The sequence below is a fragment of the Kribbella sp. NPDC002412 genome (assembly GCF_053592935.1).
Genome location: NZ_JBSFBL010000016.1, coordinates 1 through 18,442, shown reverse-complemented (window position 1 = coordinate 18,442; position 18,442 = coordinate 1). Strand labels below are relative to the sequence as shown.

Here is an 18,442-nt window from a genome sequence, read left to right as displayed (position 1 = left end):
GGCGGCACCGGGGACGGGGACCGGCGGTCCCCCGCCTGCCGTGGGAGAGCGCGCTGCCGAGGACCCGGTTGGGGCCGAACCAGCCGAGGCGGCGGCAGGTGTCCGGCCGGACGCGTGCGATCTCCCACGGCGGACGTCATCAGCCCAGCCTGGACTTCAGGTCGTTGCCCACCGCGAGCAGCAAGGTGCGGGCGGCGGGGTCCGACACCGTGCGGGCCTTGGCCAGGTAGATGTCGAGGGCAACTTGGGCGACCTTGTCACGGCCCCGGCGATCGGCCTCGGATGCCAAGTCCAGCTGGACTTTCAGCACCGTGGCAGTTGCCGCCGGCACCTTCCCGGCCGCCCGGAGCCGGTCGACCAGCTTGACTCCCTCGGCGTACGACGCGACCACGGTGAACGGCACTGTAGTCACCGACTTGTTGCCGGCCACATCCGACGCGGATGCCGTCAGCGTGTGCGCCCCGAGGCCGAGCAGCATGCCGTCCAACGAGCCGGTCACCGGACGACCGTCGACCGCGAGCGCCACCTCGCCCGGACCCGACAACGCGTCCGCAGCCGTAGCCTTGACTGGGATCAGAGAGGCCACGCCGAGTGATCCGCCGGGCGACAGACCAGTGACCGCGACCGTCGGGCCCGTGCTGTCGATCCGCACGGAAGCCGTCGACGCCTCGGACACGTTGCCCGCCGTATCGCTGGCCCGAACGGCCACCGTGTGCGGACCATCGGACGACAACGTCACCGGCGCCGTGTACTCGGACCAGTTGCCGTCCCCGATCTTCTGCTCCACGTACACCTGCCCGCCCTGGTCGTCCGTCGCCATCGCGGTGGCGACGACCGGCCCGGTCCACCAACCGGCGAGACCCGAAGGCGTCGACGGGTTCAACGACAACGTGACGGACGGAGCGACCGTGTCCCGGACCAGCCGGAAGTACTCGAACCGAGCCGTCTTCGACGCGACCTGATCCGCCCCGAAGGCATAGACACCGAAGGACGCGGATCCCAGCGCAGCGTTGGTCACGGACGGCAGCGCTGTCCAGGCCAGGCCGTCAGTGCTGTACGAGCCGGTGAATGTCGACCCGGTCTTGGCGATCCGTAGATGCCAGACGCCGCCGGCAGCCGCGGCACCAGGCTGCGGTGACTGCACCACGTCGTCGACCTCCGACCGGAGCTCCAAACCACGTGTCACGGGCGACCCGGCCACGTTGGTGGTCAGGTAGTCGAGCTTCACGTAGTTCGCATCGTCGGCGTACACCATCAGGCCGGCCTGCTGGTAGCGCTCGTCGAACGCCGACGCGTCCACCTTCGTCTCGATCGTCCAGTCGCCGTCCGGAGCCGGCTGCAGCATCAGGTTGGCCGGGTTCGTGTTGCCACCCTGGTAGATGTCGCCCTTCCCGGTGTCGATCTCCAGCACGTCACCCGCGACCCGATAGGCCGCCGGATCAGGCCGTACGACGGCCGACCACCGGCACGCGTCCAGCGTCGTACCCGCGAACTCGTCGTCCGGCGCCGGCTGCTCCGCGGAGTCGTCCGGCGTGATGGTGAAGTAGTCGAACGCCGCCGTGATCGGCAACGCCTCGGTCCGGTTCGTGAGCCCGAACACGCCGATCCGCGGGTTCGAGATCCCGGCCAGCTGCTTGGTCTCCGGCATCTCGGTGAACGTCGCCCCGTCGGCGCTGTAGGCCGCCTTCAACGACGACCCGTCCGAGGTGAACCGCACCCAGACGGTGTCCGGGTACGCCGCTCCCAGGTTGGCCGTGTTCGACGCGGCGACCTCGTTCGGCGCACCGCCTTCCTCGCGGATGAACTGGAAGATCCGGTCAGCCGCCGACGGCGCCCCGGTCGACCGGCCCTGGATCACCATCTTGGCGTAGTTGTCGTCGTCGCCGTACACGATCAACCCGGCCTGCTGGTACGCGAGCCGGGCCGGCAGCGTGACCTTCGTGGTCGCCTGCCACGGGCCGGACGGCAACGGCTGCAGTACGACGTTCGGCGTGCCCGAGTTGCCCGTCCCGTAGATGTCGGTCGCCGTCAACGGGATCGACAACTTGCCATCGGCAACCGCGAGCTCCTGGTTGCCCCGGACGACGGCGGACCAGCGTTCGGTGTCCAGCGCCGTACCGTCGAAGCCGTCGGACCGCCCGGTCAGGCAGGCCGGCAACGACGGCGAGTCCACGGTGATCGGGACCTTCGCCACCCCGGCCGCACCACGCGCGTCCGTCACCGTCACGGTGGCCGAGAACGTTCCCGGCGTCGTGTAGGTGTGGCTCACCAACGCACCCGACGCAGTCGAACCGTCTCCGAAGCTCCACGCGTAGGACAGCGGCAGATCGCCCTCGGGATCGGTCGCCGCCGCGGTGAAGTCGACCGCGAGCGGAGCCTTGCCCTGCGTCACCGACGCCGACGCGGTGACCGCCGGACGCTGGTTCTCCGTGACGCCCTTCCCGATGAAGCGCACCCAGTTGACGTTGAGCTGACCGGTTGTCTTCACGAAGTACAGGGGCCCGCTGTCCAGCGACGCCCCCGACACGGAGCCGGTGAAGTCGCCGTACGTCTGCCAGCCACCGGTCGGCGACACCTGGATCGTCGCCACCACCGGGCCGTCGGTCGGCGATCCCTGCCGGACCTGCACGGTCGCGCCGGCCTCCGGCGAGGCGGCGCGCAACTGAATCTGGTCGATCTGAGTGAGGTTCGTCGGCTTCCAGCCCCACCAGTCGCCGTCCTCGATCCAGCCGATGTTCTTCCCGCCACCGGCGACGTCACCGGTGTCTTCGACCTGCACGCCGGGCGCGGACCCCGGTCCCCCGGTCTCGTCGAAGTACTCGGCCTCCCGCGTCTTCGGCTGCAGTTGCACGACCTTCTGCGTGGTGATCGTGCCCGTCCCCGGCGCGCCCTTGTCCGTGTACGTCACGGTGACGATGCCGAAGATGTTCGCGCCGACATGCCCCTGGTCGCCGGGCAGCGGGAAGGTTCCCTCGCACCCGCGGTACTGCTCGTACCCGTGCGCGTGCTCGTCATGCCCGAGCGCCGGCTGGGTGATCACGTCGTTGCAGTCGACCACGCCGTCCTCGGGATCGGTAACGGTCACCTTGTACCGGATCGTGTCCCCGAAGTCGAAGAACCCGCCGTCGACCGGAGCCTGCACGGTGATCGCCGGCGCCGTGTTCCCGGACGTGATCGTCCGGTTCGACACCGCCGTCCGGCCGTCGGGGTCGGACACCGTCAGCCGGGCCGTGAAGACACCGGCCGTGGCATAGGTGTACGACGGCTTGGCCTCGGTGCTGTCCGTCGTACCGTTGCCGTCGAAGTCCCAGGCCAGCGTGATCGGCTGCCCGTCCGGATCGCGCGACCCGGTCGAGTCGAAGGCGACCGTCAGCGGCGCCGGGCCGGACGTCTTGTCCGTGCTGAACTGCGCGATCGGCGCCCGATTCCCTTGCACGTAGTCGATCCGGTAGATCCCCGAGTCGGCGTTGTTGCCGCCGAACCCGCTCCCCCACTCGATCACGTACAACGCGCCGTCCGGCCCGAACTGCAAGGCATGCGGCCGGATGAAGCTCAGCTTCTGCAGCATCCGGGACACGTCCACCACGCCGTTCCGGTCGTCGTTCACCTGCACCGAGAACAGCCGGCTGTCGTTCCAGTCCGCCCACACCGCCTTGCCGTCGAAGTACTGCGGCCACTTGCGGTCCGACGTGCTGCCGGCGTCGTACTGGTAGGCGCCACTCGTCATCGGCGCGCCACTGCCACCGATCTCCGGTACGCCGGTCGTCGACTTCCCCATCCACAGTGTCGCGGGGATCGCCGCCGGGAGTTGCGTGATGCCGGTGTTGTTCGGCGACTCGTTCACCGGAGCGTTGCAGTTGAACGCCGCACCCGACGTACCGGTGGCGAAGTCGTGGTCGTTGTACGGCGTGTTGTTGCCGACGCAGTACGGCCACCCGTAGAACCCGGGCTTGTCGAGGATGTCCCACTCGACCCGCCCGTCCGGACCACGCGTCGGCGACACCGCCCCCGCGTCCGGCCCGTAGTCGGCGACGAACAGGTGGTTGGTGGTCGGGTCGATACCGATCCGGAACGGGTTCCGGAAGCCCATCGCGTAGATCTCCGGCCGCGTCTTCGCCGTACCCGCTGGGAACATGTTGCCCGCGGGAATCGTGTAGGTGCCGTCCGGCGACGGGTGGATGCGGAGGATCTTGCCGTTCAGGTTGTTGCTGTTGGCGGCACTGCGCTGCGCATCCCACGCGGACCGCCCGGACCGCTCGTCGATCGGCGTGTAACCGTCGGAGTCGAAGGGGTTGCTGTTGTCGCCGGTGGCGACGAAAAGGTTGCCCTGGCCATCGAACTCGAGCGCGCCACCCGCGTGACAGCACTGGTCCCGCTGGGTGTCGATCCGCAGGACCTGCTTCTCACTCGCCAGGTCGAGGGTGTCACCGGTCACCGTGAACCGCGAGACCCGGTCGAAGGGTTCGGTCCCAGCCGGCGAGTAGTACAGGTAGACGAACCCGTTCGACGCGAACGTGGGATCCAACGCGATCCCGAGCAGGCCGAACTCCTGACCGGTGTAGACGTTCAGCGTCCCGGCCGTGACGACCGAGCCGTCCGGCTTGATGATCTTCACCGCGCCGTTCCGGTCGATGTAGAACACCCGGCCGTCACCGGCGACCGCGAGCTCCATCGGGTTCGACGTGTCGTCGTCCAGCGTCACCTTCTGGTAGCTGTCGCTCAGCGACGCACCACAGTCCGCGGGTACGACGCCTGCCGCCGTCCTGAGACCGCCGAGCAGCAGTTGCCGGAAGGCAGGTTCGGCGTACGACGCGATCGTGTGGCCCATGCCCGTGTACCAGGCCCGGCCGCCGTCGTAGTCCTGGCACCAGGTGATCGGGTGCTCCGGACCCATGTTCCCGCCGGTGTACGACGACTCGTCGAGTGAGGCGAGCACGTGGACCTTGTCGCGCGGGTTGGTGCGGTAGTTGTACCACTCGTCGGTGCGCTGCCAGATCGTCGGCGCCTGCGCGGTGGACGGGTGCGCGTGGTCCTCCACCTTGACCGTGCCGGCCGGCGTGCCCGGTGGGTGGCTGTCGAAGTAGCTGCCGACGAGCTCGCCGTACCAGGGCCAGTCGTACTCGGTGTCCGAGGCGGCGTGGATGCCGGCGTACCCGCCGCCGGCCCGGATGTAGCGCTCGAACGCGGCCTGCTGGTCCGCGTTCAGGACGTCGCCGGTCGTCGACAGCCAGATGACCACCTCGTACTTGGCCAGCTCGGTGTCGTTGAACATCGAGGCGTCCTCGGTCGCGGTGACAGTGAAGTCGTTCGCCGCCGCGAGCTCGTTGATCGCCTGGATCCCGGCCGGGATCGAGTCGTGCCGGAACCCGGCGGTCTTGCTGAAGATCAGGGCGTTGAAGGTCTCGTCACCGTGGCCCGGGTGGGCCCTGGCCGGCAGCGGAACCAGCACCGCCGCGATCAGGGCGAGCACGAGCGCACGGATCACCGTGCCATGCCTGCGTAGCTGGATCATGCGGAGCTCCTCATGGGTCGGATAAGGCGCGCGCTCCATCAATCCGGGGCGGGAAAACCCCAGCCCCAGCTACCACAAGTCCCGTGCTCTGCCCTGCGCGGGAGGTACTGCTACTGGTCAGCGGACGCCGAGCAGGTGCTCCATCGCCAGCTGGTCCAGCTTCTCGAACCCGAGACCGCGCTCGGCCAGCGCGTCCGGGTCGTGCTTCTCGCCGCGGAGGTCGGCCAGGCTCTCACCCTCGGCCAGGGTGGGCTCGGACAACTCCGCGACCTTGGCCGCGGCGAGCGCCTCGGCCACCTCGGGATCGGCCCGGAACGCCTGCACCTTCTCGCGCAGGATCAGGTAGTTCCGCATCGACGCCCGCGCGGTCTCCCACACGCCGGCCTCGTCCTCGGTCCGCGGCGGCTTGTAGTCGAAGTGGACGTACCCGTCGTAGCCGGGCCGGCCCTCCGAGCCCTGCAGGACGTCGACGGTCCAGAACGCGCCGCGCAGGTTCCCGGCGCCGAACCGCAGGTCCTGGTCGAACCGCGGGCCGTGCTGCCCGTTGAGGTCGATGTGGTACAGCTTCCCGTGCCACAGCGCCTGCGCGATGCCGTGCGCGTAGTTCAGCCCGGCCATCTCCTCGTGCCCGACCTCCGGGTTCAGCCCGACCAGCTCGGGATCCTCGAGGTCGTTGATGAAGGCAAGGGCATGGCCGATCGACGGCAGCAGGATGTCACCGCGCGGTTCGTTCGGCTTCGGCTCGAGCGCGAACCTGATGCCGTAGCCCTGCTCCCGGACGTACGCGCAGAGCAGGTCCATCGACTCCTTGTACCGGTCCAGGGCCGCGCGGACATCCTTCGAGCCGCCCGACTCCGCACCTTCGCGACCGCCCCAGAGCACGTACGTCGACGCGCCCAGCTCGGCCGCGAGGTCGAGGTTGCGCAGCAGCTTCGACAGCGCGTACCGGCGGACCGAACGATCGTTGGCGGTCAGGCCGCCGTCCTTGAACACCGGGTGGGCGAACAGGTTGGTGGTGGCCATCTCGACCACGATGCCGGTGTCGGCCAGCGCCTTGGTGAAGCGGTCGAGCACCTGCTGCCGGGTGCCGTCGTCGGGCACCAGGTCGTCGTCATGGAACGAGATCGCGGCCGCGCCGAGCTCGGCGAGCTTCTCCACCGCGTGAATCGGGTCCATCGCCGGACGGACCGCGGTGCCGAAGACGTCGACGCCCTGCCAGCCGACCGTCCAGAGACCGAACGAGAACTTGTCGTCCTTCGTCGGGGTAAAGCTGTTCATTCAGGAATCTCCTGCCATTGTCGGGAGTTCGAACTGGCCTCGACCGCGGCCAGCACACGCTGGATCCGCAGCCCGTCGGCGAACGACGGTGTCGGATCGGCTCCATCGGCGATCGCGGTGACCAGGTCGACGACTTGATGGGTGAACCCGTGCTCGTAACCGAGCAGGTGGCCGGGCGGCCACCACGCTCCGACGTACGGGTGGGCGGACTCGGTGGCGAGGATCCGCCGGAAGCCGGCGGTACGCGCGTCCTCGGTCGCGTCGTAGAAGTGCAGGAGGTTCATGTCCTCGAAGTCGAACGCCAGGCTGCCCAGGCTGCCGTTGATCTCGATCCGGATCGCGTTCTTCCGGCCGGTGGCGAACCGGGTCGCCTCGAAGACGCCGAGCGCGCCGGACCCGAACCGGGCCAGGAACACGGCCGCGTCGTCGACCGTCACCGGTCCGCGTTCGCTGCCCGCCGTACCGGCCAGGCCGGAGTGCTCGGCCGCGACCGGGCGCTCCTTCACGAACGTCTCCAGCTGACCGCTCACCTCGGCGATGTTGTCGCCGGTGATGTACTGCGTCAGGTCGATGATGTGCGCCCCGATGTCACCCAGCGCGCCGGACCCCGCCTTCTCCTTGTCCAGCCGCCACGACAACGGCGCCTCGGGGTCGGCGATCCAGTCCTGCAGGTACTGCGCCCGGACGTGGCGGATCGTCCCGAGCTTGCCCTCGGCGACGAGTTGGCGGGCCAGCCCGATCGCCGGCACCCGGCGGTAGGTGAACCCGACCATCGACCTGATCCCCTTGGCCGCCGCCGCCTCGGCCGCGGCCGTCATCGCCTCGGCCTCCTCGACCGTGTTGGCCAGCGGCTTCTCGCACAGCACGTGCTTGCCGGCCTCCAGTGCGGCGATCGCGATCTCGGCGTGGCTGTCCCCCGGCGTGCAGACGTCGACCAGCTGGATGTCGTCGCGGCCGAGCAGCTTGCGCCAGTCGGTCTCGGTCTCCTTCCAGCCGAGCTTCGTCGCCGCGGCCGCGACCGCGTCCGGGTTGCGGCCGCAGAGCACGTTCATCGCGGGGTTCAGCGGCAGGTCGAAGAAGCGCGGGGCGCTCCGCCAGGCCTGCGAGTGGGCCGCGCCCATGAACGCGTAGCCGATCAGGCCGATGCCCAGGTTCGTCATAACTCTCCTCTGTCAGCTTTCGAATGCTGTGGGCAGGTACTGGTCCACGTTGTCCTTGGTCACCACCGGCGCGTACAGCTGGATGGTGCGCGGCACCTCGACCTCCACCAGGTCGGTGAGGGCCTTCTTCTGCACCAGCAGCCGGGCCAGCCGGACGCCGTCCGCGCCCTGGGTGGACGGGTAGATGACGGTGGCCTTCAGCAGGCTGTTGCCGGACTTGATGTCGCGCATCACGTTCGCCGAGCCGGCCCCGCCGACCACGAAGAACTCCTTGCGGCCGGAGTTCTTGATCGCCGCCATCACGCCGACGCCCTGGTCGTCGTCGTGGTTCCAGATCGCGTCGATCTTCGGCGCCGCCTGCAGAAGGTTGGCGGCGGCCTTCTCACCGGACTCGACGGTGAACTCGGCGGCCACCCGGTTGCTCACCTTCAGGCCGCAGTCGGTCAGCGCCTCCTTGAAGCCGCGGCTGCGGTCCTGGGTCAGCGGCAGCGAGTCGATCCCGGCGATCTCGGCGACCACCGAGTCCTTCTTGTCCTTCAGCTGCTGGCAGACGTAGGTGCCGGCCGAGCGGCCCATCCCGTAGTTGTCGCCGAGGATGGTGGTCCGGGCCGCGAACGGGCTGTCGAACTCGCGGTCCACGTTCACCACGGTGATCCCGGCCTCCATCGCCTTGATCGCGACCGGGGTGAGCGCGGCGCCGTCGAACGGCAGCAGCACGATCGCGTCCACCTTCTGGTTGATGAACGTCTCCACCTGGCTGATCTGCAGGTTCACATCGTTGGTGCCCTCGGCAACGATCAGCTCGACGTCGGAGTACTTCTTCGCCTCCGCCTGGGTGGCCTTGGTGATGGCGCCCATCCAGCCGTGGTCGGCGGCCGGCGCGGAAAACCCGATCCGGACCTTCTGGCCCGGCTCGTCGTTCTTCCCGGCCGCGGCTCCGGCGTTCGCGGGCGCGTTGCTGGTGTTCTCCTCGGCCTCCGGGGTGTTGCTGGTACAGGCGGCCAGCGCAACCACGCTCAGGCCGGCGACGATGAGAGTGCGGACGGAACGTGCGGACATCATTGTCCTCCTTCTATTGGCGGGTGGTGCCGGTCGCGGTGAAGCGACCGCCTCCGGCGAGGCGCTGCTGGAGAAGGACGGCGATCACGATGATCAGGCCCTTCGCCACCGACTGGGCGGAGATGCTCAGGTTGTTCAGGGTGAAGACGTTGTTCAGGGTGGTGAAGATCAGTACGCCGAACACCGTGCCGACGATCGTCCCGCGGCCACCCGACAGCAGCGTGCCGCCGATCACCACGGCCGCGATCGCGTCCAGCTCGTACAACTGACCGTGGGTCGAGCTGCCGGTCGTCGTACGGGCCATCAGCATGACCGCGGCGATCCCGCAGCACAGCCCGGCCAGCACGTAGAGGGCGACGGTGTGCCGCTGCACCTTGATACCGGCCAGCCGGGCGGCCTCGGCGTTGCCGCCGACCGCGAAGGTGCGGCGGCCGAACGTGGTCCGGTTCAGCACCACCCAGCCGGCCGCGGCGACCAGCAGGAAGATCCAGACCAGCACCGGCACGCCGATCAGCGAGCCGCCGAAGAAGTCGACGAAACCGTTCACCGAGATGATCTGGGTCTTGCGGTCGGAGATGATCTCGGCCAGGCCGCGGGCGGCGGCCAGCATCGCCAGCGTCGCGATGAACGGCACGATCTTGCCGTAGGCGACCAGCAGGCCGTTGACCAGGCCGCACGCGGCGCCGACCAGCAGCGCCGTGCTGACCATGAAGATCCAGTGGAAGTCCTCGGCCAGCTGCTGGGTCGCCAGCGTGGTCGCCCAGACCGAGGACAGTGCGACCATCGCCCCGACGGACAGGTCGATGCCGCCACCGGTGATGACGAACGTCATGCCGATGCTGACCACACCGACGACGGCGGCCAGGCGCAGGATGGTCAGCACGTTGGCACCGGTCGCGAACGTGTCGCCGGCGGTGATGATGCCGACCAGACAGAGCAGGACGAGCGCCACCACCAGGCCGACGTTGCGTCCCATCCCTGTCATCAGCACGTTGCCGGTCGACCTCGGCGCCGTCGGCGGCGTGACCGTCGCCTGCGTCGACGCGGTCTGATCAGAGGGGCGTGCGATGTCGTCACTCACGAGACAGCACTTCCTTCCATCACCAGGTCCAGGACCTGGTGCTCGTCGATGTCTTGCGCGGGCCCGTTGTAGACGGCCCGTCCCTCCCGCAGTACGACGACCCGGTCGGCGAGACCGAGCACTTCCTCGACCTCGCTGGAGACCAGCACGATCGCGACCCCGTTGGCGGCCAGCTTGTGGATCAGCGCGTAGATCTCGGACCGCGCGCCCACGTCGACACCGCGCGTCGGCTCGTCCAGCAGCAGCACGCGGCAGTCCCGGAGCAGCCAGCGGGCCAGCACGACCTTCTGCTGGTTGCCGCCGGACAGGTTGCGCACCGGATGGTCCACGCCGGCCGGGCGGACGTCCAGCGCCTTGGTCAGTTCGGCCGCCGCGTCCCGCTCGGCACGGCCGTTCAGGAATCCCCCGCTGGCGAACCGCTGCATCGTCGAGACCGTGATGTTCTTGTAGACGGCCTCGTCGAGCAGCAACGCCTGGCTCTTCCGCTCCTCCGGCGCCAGCCCGACACCCGCCTTCACCGCGGACTGCACCCGGCCGGGCCGCAGCGTCACGCCGTCGACCCGTACCGACCCGGTGGCCGCGCGGCGGGCGCCGTACACGGTCTCCAGTACTTCGGAACGGCCGGAGCCGACGAGTCCGGCCAGGCCGAAGATCTCGCCGGCCCTGACCTCGAACCCGATTCCGGCGAACTCACCCGGCCGGGTCAGGTCGTTCACCTCCAGGACGACGGGCGCCGTGCTGAGGATCTCGCGGCGGGGCGGGAAGACGTACTCGATCGAGCGGCCGGTCATCAGCCGGATCAGTTCCTTGGTCGGCGTCGCGCGCGCGTCCAGACCGGTGGCCACGGTGGCGCCGTCCTTCAGCACGGTGACCCGGTCGCCGATCTGGCGGATCTCCTCGAGCCGGTGCGAGATGTAGACCACGGCGACACCGCGGGCGGTGAGCCCGCGGATGACCCGGAACAGGTTCGCGACCTCTTCGGGGTCGAGTACGGCGGACGGCTCGTCCATCACGATCAGCCGGGCGTCCCGCGACAACGCGCGGGCCATGCTGACCACCTGCTGCCCGGCCGCCGGCAGTGAGCCGACCGTGCGGTGCGTCGGGATCTCGCCGTGGCCGAGTCCGCGCAGGATCTCGCGCGCCCGGGTGGTCGCCTCGTGCCGCCGGCTGAAGCCGAACCGGGCCGGCTCGTGGCCGAGAAAGATGTTCTCGGCAACGGTCAGCTCGGGCACCAGGTCGAGCTCCTGGTAGATCGCGGCGATCCCGCGCTGGATCGCGGCGGTCGGGGTGTTCAGCTGGACCTGTTCGTCGTGGATGTGGATCGTGCCGGCATCGGGCTGGTGGGCGCCGGTCAGCACGCGGATCAGCGTGGACTTGCCCGCGCCGTTCTGGCCGAGCAGGCAGTGCACCTCGCCCTCGCGGACGTCCAGGTCGACACCGTCGAGCGCCCGCACCCCGGGGAACTCCTTGACGATGCCGGTCATCGTGAGCAGTTCACTCATTGCGCCACCCCTGTCTCCGAACGGCCGATCACGGTCGGGTCGACGAAGACCTGGTCGAGCGAGATCTGGGCGCCGCCGCGCACCGCGGCGGTGAAGCCGAGGTCCGACCGGACCACCCGGCAGCCGCCGCCGTCCGGGGCGATCACGCGGTCGCGGATCGCCGTCTCCAGTGGTTGTTCCAGCCACGGCCCGAGCACAGCGAAGTAGCCGCCGAGCACGAGCACGTCCGGATTCAGGATGTTCACCAGGATCGCTCCCCCAATCCCCAGCCAGGTTCCGACGTCCGTCAACGCGGACAGCGTCCGCGGATCCCCCGCCTCGGCCCGCGCGGTGATCTCGGCCAGCCGCCGGTCCACGTCCAGCGCCGGGTCGCGGACCGGGTCGTCCGCGTCCGTTGCCTTATGCAACAGTGCGGTCAGGCCGACGACGGTCTCCCAGCAACCGGTCCGGCCGCAGCCGCAGGTCCGGCCGGCCGGCGCGACCGGCATGTGCCCGACCTCCCCGCTGTACCCGTGCCCGCCGCGCAGCAGGTGCCCGTTCGACACCACGCCACCGCCGACCCCGACCGCACCGGTCAGCAGCACGAGATCCTGCACCGGCTCGGTCTTGCGCAGCTCCGAGTACGCCGCCAGCGCCGCCAGGTTCGCCTCGTTGTCCACGTGCAGCGGGTACGACGGCTCGCCCAGCCGCTGGTGCATCTCGCGAACGACAGGAACCTCGCCCCAGCCCAGGTTCGGCGCGAGCTTGAGCTCACCGGTGTCGCCCTGCACCAGACCCGGTACGGCGAGGGTCACCCCGGCGACCTGACCACTTCGAGCGTCCACAGCTGCCACGGCCTCGCGAATCAGGTCGGCCAGGCGGCTGAGCGTCGTACCGGGGCCGAGGTGGGCGACGTCCAGCGGGACGCGGCGTTCGCTGACCGTGTCGCCGGCCAGGTCGAGGGCGGTGACGGCGAGGTAGTCGACGTTGATCTCGGCGCCGACGCCGCAGACTCCGGTGCCGTCGAGCTCGACGAGCTGTCCGGGGCGGCCGAGGGCGCGGGTGGAGTCGGCCGGGCCCTCGCGGAGCAGGCCGCGCTCGACCAGCTCGGCGACCAGGCTGCTCACGGTCGCCTTGTTGAGACCGGTGTCGGCGGCGATCCGGGCCCGGGACCGGGGGCCGTTGTCGCGGACGTGACGCAGCACGACCGAGAGGTTGTTGCGCCGGAGCGAGACGTGGTCGGCGGCGACCACGCGACTGCCCGGACGGCTGCCCCCGGTCAACGTCATGCGACCCCACCCCTTGGTCGTTGTGAGCCCAGTCACAGACTTAGTCTGTTGAACCAACAAACTAAGTACGATTCTGAACCCCCGTCAAGACGTTGTCACTGCGTAATTTCGGCCCCACCCGACCACCCCGGTCAGGATTTTCGCCGACGCTAGCGGGCAAACGCTCTCTTTGGCCAGAGGTCGGGTTAGTTCCGGAACTTGCGCGCCGCTCGTTCAACTCTTGCGAGCAAACTGAAGCGTTTGTACTCTCGCGGCACTTCTCCTGCTCGCCCCCACCAGGAGCCGCTGCCATGACTCTCAGCCGTCGTACGTTCCTCGCTGCCACCGCCGCCACCGCTGTCGGCGGCACTCAACTCACGTCCGCGTTCGCGGCCGGCCCGCCCGGTGACGTCGTCGGCAAGGTCACCGTCGGGTACCAGGGCTGGTTCGCCTGCACCGGCGACGGCGCCCCGATCAACGGCTGGTGGCACTGGAGCCACAACTGGAGCCAGCCGCCGTCGCCGACCAACACCGCGATCGTGAGCTGGCCGGACGTCCGCGACTACACCTCGACGTACCAGACGGCGTACCCGAACCTGAACAACGGGCAGCCGGCCAAGCTGTTCTCGTCGTACGACCAGCAGACCGTGAACACGCACTTCCAGTGGATGCAGCAGAACGGCTGCGACACCGCGGCGCTGCAGCGGTTCAACCCGACCGGCGGCGAGGGACCGACCCGGGACGCGATGGCCGTGAAGGTCCGGCAGGCCGCGGAACAGTACGGTCGCAAGTTCTACATCATGTACGACGCGACCGGCTGGGCCTCGATGCAGTCGGAGATGAAGGCGGACTGGACGTCGAAGATGAGCGCCTACACGGCCTCACCGGCGTACGCGCGGCAGAACGGGAAGCCGGTGGTGTGCATCTGGGGGTTCGGGTTCGACGAGGCCAACAAGGCCTGGCCGGCCTCGGCGTGCCTGGACGTCGTGAACTGGTTCAAGGGCCAGGGGTGCTACGTGATCGGCGGGGTGCCGACACACTGGCGGCGCGGGGTGGAGGACTCGCGGGCCGGCTACCTGGACGTGTACCACGCGTTCAACATGCTGTCGCCGTGGATGGTCGGCCGGATCAGCGACATCGCCGGCGCGGACCACTACTACAACAACGTGAACCAGCAGGATCAGGCCGACTGCAACTCCCATGGCATCGACTACCAGCCGTGCGTCATCCCGGGCGACCTGCAGTCCGGGCATCGGCGGCACGGCGACCTGATGTGGCGCCAGTTCTACAACCTCACCCGGGTCGGCGTGCAGGGCCTGTACATCTCGATGTTCGACGAGTACAACGAAGGCAACCAGATCGCCAAGACCGCCGAGTCCGCGGGCTGGGTGCCGTCGGGTTCGGGCATCCGCGCCCTGGACGAGGACGGTACGGCGTGCTCCTCGGACTACTACCTGCGGTTGACCAACGACGGCGGCCGGATGTTCAAAGGCCAGGCGCCACTCACGTCCGTGCGGCCGACCGTGCCGATGCCGGTGCAGGGCCCGGGCGGCGTGGTGTTCTTCGAGCACGTCGACTACGGCGGCGCCGCCGGCGCGGCGCTCGGGAAGGGTCACTACACGCGAGCGCAGCTCCAGGCGGCGGGGGTGCGGGACAACTGGGCGTCGTCGGTGCGGGTGCCGCCCGGGTGGTCGGTGACGATGTTCGCCGAGGACAACTTCGGCGGGCAGTCGTGGACCCGCACCGCGGACACCCCGAACTTCATCGCGCTGTCCCCGAACGCCAACGATCAGCTGACGTCCTGCCGGATCGTTTAGAACCTAGAACAGTTCCAGGCTGTCCGAGGCGAGGGTGATGACGGCGTCGTCGAGGTACAGGCGGCAAGCGATCGCGTGGCCGGCGCAGGTGAGCAGGGCCGGACCGGCCGCGTCGACGACGCGGTAGGCGACCGGGTGCTCGCAGCGCTCGACAGCGCCCTCGTTCTCGCGGTGGCAGCCGAGCACGTGGCAGGTGACCGTCTCGCCGACGTTCATCAGCGTGAGGCCGTGCTCGGGACAGACACCCCAGCCGACGCCACACGCCTGGCCTTCGTTCGCGGCCAAGCGGATCAGGTTGCCGGCTGTCGCCTCCAATGCGCCGGCAACCGAGCCCAGCGTGCTGGCGGCGTGGTCGAGGTCACGGCGCAAAGCCCGCAGCTCGGGCGATTCGGGCATACCTCGGGTGGCCGCCTGGAGGTTCTCCGACAGCGTCTTGGCAGCCAGCGCGATCTCGTCGACCCGGACGGGCGTCTCGAACTCGGCGCGGACCGTGCCGTTGGCGACCCGGCCGGCCCGGCGGGCGGCGTACTCCTCGACCCACGCGGGCGTCTTCGGAGCCTCGTTCGCCGGCTGGCCGGTCGGCTCCTCCTGAGCCTTTTCCTCGCCCGGGTCGGCCGGTGCAGCCTGACCTTCGTGAGGCTCTGGTTGCGGACCGTGACCATTGGTCCCGTTCGCGGCCGCGGTCCCGTTCACCGGGAGCCGGCTCTCCTGCGCTGTCCGCCCGTTCATACAGCCTCACTCGTCAAGTGCCTGGCCTTCGCCATGCGCGCCCCCTGATGTGCCTCCGGTGGCCGATCGTGCCATGTCTCCAGTGCCCACGACCAGAGGAAATCACCCAGCGTCACCCACTGCGCCCCCTCCCTCGCACACCGCAACATTCCGCCCCAGACTCCGGGCAGCTTCCCCACTCAGCGTTCGCATAGTCACACGCTGAGCATTCCTCAACGCCGCTCTAACATTTCCGCACTTACGGTCACCGCGCGGTAGCAGTCAGGTGCCGCCGGAGGAACTCGACCGTCCGGGCGCGGGCCTGCAGCGCCGAGTTCGGCGGGTCCTCGCGCGGGTCGCTGGTGAGCACCGAGTGCGCCATCCGGCGATAGCCGTCCGGGTCGCCCGGCCGGCTGTCCAGCTCGATCACCTCGAACTCGTCGCCGAGCTGCTCGCGCAACGTCGTGAACCGCTCGGCCGGTGACATCCGGTCGTGGCTGAAGCGCAGCCCCAGGCCGCACAGACCGCCCGTCTGCGTCCGTTCCCTGACGACCTCGAGCTCCTGCCGGGACAGCCCCGGATCCCGCCGCAGCCGCCCGCTGACGGCGAACGCCCGGAACTCGTTCGCCACACACACATCCGCGCGATGCTCTTGGCATTGCGGACGGGCGCATTCTGGACCAGACCTCTGGCATACTCCGCTCGACTATCACTTTGACCCTGGGGGGGTCCTCTTGTCCGTCCGTCCTGCCCAGCTGGTGCGCCTGGGCCTTCCGGCGGCGATGGTCGCCGCGACGCTGGTGGCGGTGACCGGGTCGTCCGGCACTGCCGACGTGTCCGCCGAGCCCCGCCCGATCCAGGCCAAGTTCCGTCCCGACGCCGCGACCGGCCCCGAGTACGACGCCAAGTCCGTGGTGCTGAAGTTCAAGCCGAAGGCAACCACTTCGGCCCGCAAGGCCGCCCTGGCCAAGGTCAAGGGCAGGCCCGACGTGTCCGTGACCTCCGAGGTGGTCACCGTGACCGGCGACCTGCCGGCGGCCGACCTGCTGAAGAAGGTCAAGGCCGACCCCGCGGTGGAAGTTGCCTCGCTCAACTACATCCGGCGGAAGTCCGCCACCCCGAACGACTGGCTGTACACGAACTACCAGAAGTACCTGCCGACCGTTCGGGTCAACCAGGGCTGGGATCTGAGCAAGTCGGCCGGCAACCAGGTCGTCGCCGTGCTGGACACCGGGGTCGACGCCGGTCACCCGGATCTGGCCGGCCACCTGCTGCCGGGGTACAACACGTTCAACACGGCGCTGCCGCCCAACGACGGCGAAGGCCACGGTACGGCGGTGACCGGCATCATCGCGGCCGGGACCGGCAACGGCATCGGGATCGCCGGCGTGGCCTGGAACGCGAAGGTCCGGCCGGTGAAGGTGCTCAGCGACCAGGGCAGCGGCAACGACTCGAACCTGATCAACGGCATCAACTGGGCGGTCAAGAACGGCGCCCGGGTGATCAACATGTCGCTCGGCGGCGAGGGTGACAACCCGGTCTTGCACACCGCGATCAAGAACGCGGTCGCGAAGGGCGTCGTCCTGGTCGCCGCGGCCGGCAACAGCGGCTCGTACGCGCTGAACTACCCGGCCGCGTACCCGGAGGTGCTGTCGGTCGGCGCCACGAACCGGAACGGCGACCTGACCGGCTTCAGCACGTACGGCGACACCGTCGACATCGCCGCCCCGGGCTACGACATCACCAGCACGGCGCCCCGGGCGCAGACCCCGTCCGGCTACGAGCCGTACTGGATCGGCCTGTCGGGAACGTCGTTCTCGTCCCCGATCGTCGCCGGTGTCGCGGCGCTGGTGCGGAACAAGTGGCCGTCGTACACGCCGGCGCAGGTGATGTCGCGGCTGAAGGCCACCGCCCGGGACGCGGGTCCGCGCGGCACCGACCCGTACTACGGCGCCGGCATCCTCGACGCGTACTACGCCCTCGGCGGCAAGTGGACCACGGACTTCGCGGCCGGAGCCCGCGACACCAACGACCAGCCGTCTCGCGCGACCGCACTCAGCCTGGGGGGCATGGCGTTCGGCAACATCGGCGTCGAGGGCGAGGTCGACTGGTACAAGATCAGCTCCACGACGCCGGACACGTTGCGAGCCATCGTCACCGGACCGCTGTACGACTCCAGCGGGTACGCGCAGAACTTCGGGCCTGTGGTGTCGGTGTACGACGAGTCGCTCAACGTCCTCGGGTTCAACCAGAAGCCGCGTCCGCCGGTCGACGGCGACGGCTGGGAGGTCCCGCAGCCGCTGACCACGGAGGTCAACGTCGCGCTGCCGGTCGGCACGACGTACATCGCGGTCCGCAACTACAACGGGTCGCGCGACAGCCGCCAGTACAGCATCAGCGTGAACCGCGGCACCCCGGTCAACACCGGCACGACGACGCCGTACCCGGTGTTCGACGCCGTACCGGGTGACCTGTCGACCGGAGTGATCACCGGCGTGCAGCCGACGGTCACGTTCGCCCGGCCGGTCGATGCCGCCACCGTGACCGCGAGCACCGTCAAGCTGGTCAACGGCAAGACCGGCGCCTCGGTCCCGGTGGCCATCGACTACGACCAGACCACGAAGCGGGCCACGATCATCCCGCCGAACCTGCTCGACAACACGACGTACCGGATCGTCGTGGCCGGCGTGCAGGAGGCCGGTGGGGCGCCGCTGGCGCCGTTCAGCAGCGTGTTCACCACGGTCGACTGGGCGCCCGAGAAGCCGGCCTTCGACGCGAGTGGCGCCTACCTGGCGGCGAACCTGGTGTGGAAGGTCGCGCCGATTTCGGACCTGGACCAGATCATCGTGCGGCGCAACGTCGGCAGCAAGGCGCCGACGCTGACGACGGGGACGCTGGTGTACGCGGGTACGGCGTCCGCGGTGAAGAACACCGGGCTCGCGCAGAACACGACGTACACCTTTGCGGCTTGGGTGAAGGACCGTAGCGGCAAGGTGTCGCCGGCGGCGGTCACCCAACTGCTCGGGATGAAGTCCGGGATCGCGGTCACGTCGACGCTCGTCAAGTACGGCGGGTCGA

At 69.3% G+C, this 18,442-nt stretch carries 11 protein-coding genes; 2 read left to right on the top strand and 9 right to left on the bottom strand.

All coding sequences use genetic code 11. The features are described 5' to 3' along the window. Positions 1 to 139: 139 nt before the first annotated feature. The 7 genes from ACWCOV_RS15355 to ACWCOV_RS15325 all read right to left on the bottom strand — a co-directional run bounded on the left by ACWCOV_RS15355 (position 140) and on the right by ACWCOV_RS15325 (position 12,860). Entirely contained in the window at positions 140 to 5,512 is a 5,373-nt protein-coding gene (locus ACWCOV_RS15355) for a ThuA domain-containing protein (protein WP_449829873.1), read from the bottom strand. 117 nt (positions 5,513 to 5,629) lie between these two features. After that, positions 5,630 to 6,790 (bottom strand): xylose isomerase, encoded by a 1,161-nt coding sequence (gene xylA / locus ACWCOV_RS15350; protein ID WP_449829872.1) that lies wholly within the window; start codon positions 6,788 to 6,790, stop codon positions 5,630 to 5,632. After that, positions 6,787 to 7,950 carry a Gfo/Idh/MocA family protein gene (locus ACWCOV_RS15345; protein ID WP_449829871.1) on the bottom strand — a complete coding sequence of 388 codons (1,164 nt, stop codon included), beginning with the start codon at positions 7,948 to 7,950 and terminating at the stop codon, positions 6,787 to 6,789. The genes xylA and ACWCOV_RS15345 overlap by 4 nt, the downstream gene beginning before the upstream one ends. A 12-nt stretch (positions 7,951 to 7,962) precedes the next feature. After that, positions 7,963 to 9,009: a substrate-binding domain-containing protein gene (locus ACWCOV_RS15340; RefSeq protein ID WP_449829870.1), complete on the bottom strand. Its 1,047-nt coding sequence runs from the start codon at positions 9,007 to 9,009 to the stop codon at positions 7,963 to 7,965. 13 nt (positions 9,010 to 9,022) lie between these two features. Then, the gene (locus tag ACWCOV_RS15335) at positions 9,023 to 10,090 is read right to left on the bottom strand and encodes an ABC transporter permease (RefSeq protein ID WP_449829869.1); all 1,068 of its coding nucleotides are present in this window, start codon (positions 10,088 to 10,090) and stop codon (positions 9,023 to 9,025) included. Further along, positions 10,087 to 11,592: a sugar ABC transporter ATP-binding protein gene (locus tag ACWCOV_RS15330; RefSeq protein WP_449829868.1), complete on the bottom strand. Its 1,506-nt coding sequence runs from the start codon at positions 11,590 to 11,592 to the stop codon at positions 10,087 to 10,089. The genes ACWCOV_RS15335 and ACWCOV_RS15330 overlap by 4 nt, the downstream gene beginning before the upstream one ends. Then, positions 11,589 to 12,860, bottom strand: a complete 1,272-nt coding sequence (locus ACWCOV_RS15325; RefSeq protein WP_449829867.1) for an ROK family transcriptional regulator — start codon at positions 12,858 to 12,860, stop codon at positions 11,589 to 11,591. Before ACWCOV_RS15325 ends, ACWCOV_RS15330 begins: the two co-directional genes overlap by 4 nt. Before the next feature lie 290 nt (positions 12,861 to 13,150). Between ACWCOV_RS15325 and ACWCOV_RS15320 the strand changes: the two genes are divergently transcribed. Beyond that, a complete protein-coding gene (locus tag ACWCOV_RS15320) occupies positions 13,151 to 14,656 on the top strand; it encodes a lectin (RefSeq protein ID WP_449829866.1) in 1,506 nt (501 codons plus the stop codon). A gap of 3 nt (positions 14,657 to 14,659) precedes the next feature. Here ACWCOV_RS15320 and ACWCOV_RS15315 read toward each other — a convergent pair whose 3' ends face one another. Together ACWCOV_RS15315 and ACWCOV_RS15310 are read right to left on the bottom strand one after the other, a co-directional pair. After that, a complete protein-coding gene (locus tag ACWCOV_RS15315; protein WP_449829865.1) occupies positions 14,660 to 15,385 on the bottom strand; it encodes a hypothetical protein in 726 nt (241 codons plus the stop codon). Between the two features lie 244 nt (positions 15,386 to 15,629). Continuing rightward, complete coding sequence (locus ACWCOV_RS15310) at positions 15,630 to 15,995, bottom strand: hypothetical protein (protein WP_449829864.1); 366 nt, start codon at positions 15,993 to 15,995, stop codon at positions 15,630 to 15,632. 103 nt (positions 15,996 to 16,098) lie between these two features. Here ACWCOV_RS15310 and ACWCOV_RS15305 point away from each other — a divergent pair. After that, a partial coding sequence (locus ACWCOV_RS15305; RefSeq protein WP_449829863.1) for a S8 family serine peptidase occupies positions 16,099 to 18,442 on the top strand: 2,344 nt, incomplete at its 3' end.

Coding starts and splice junctions, on each gene's coding strand:
- ACWCOV_RS15355 (WP_449829873.1), bottom strand. CDS start 5,512: ATGATCCAGCTACGCAGGCATGGCACGGTGATCCGTGCGCTCGTGCTC.
- xylA (WP_449829872.1), bottom strand. CDS start 6,790: ATGAACAGCTTTACCCCGACGAAGGACGACAAGTTCTCGTTCGGTCTC.
- ACWCOV_RS15345 (WP_449829871.1), bottom strand. CDS start 7,950: ATGACGAACCTGGGCATCGGCCTGATCGGCTACGCGTTCATGGGCGCG.
- ACWCOV_RS15340 (WP_449829870.1), bottom strand. CDS start 9,009: ATGTCCGCACGTTCCGTCCGCACTCTCATCGTCGCCGGCCTGAGCGTG.
- ACWCOV_RS15330 (WP_449829868.1), bottom strand. CDS start 11,592: ATGAGTGAACTGCTCACGATGACCGGCATCGTCAAGGAGTTCCCCGGG.
- ACWCOV_RS15325 (WP_449829867.1), bottom strand. CDS start 12,860: ATGACGTTGACCGGGGGCAGCCGTCCGGGCAGTCGCGTGGTCGCCGCC.
- ACWCOV_RS15320 (WP_449829866.1), top strand. CDS start 13,151: ATGACTCTCAGCCGTCGTACGTTCCTCGCTGCCACCGCCGCCACCGCT.
- ACWCOV_RS15315 (WP_449829865.1), bottom strand. CDS start 15,385: ATGAACGGGCGGACAGCGCAGGAGAGCCGGCTCCCGGTGAACGGGACC.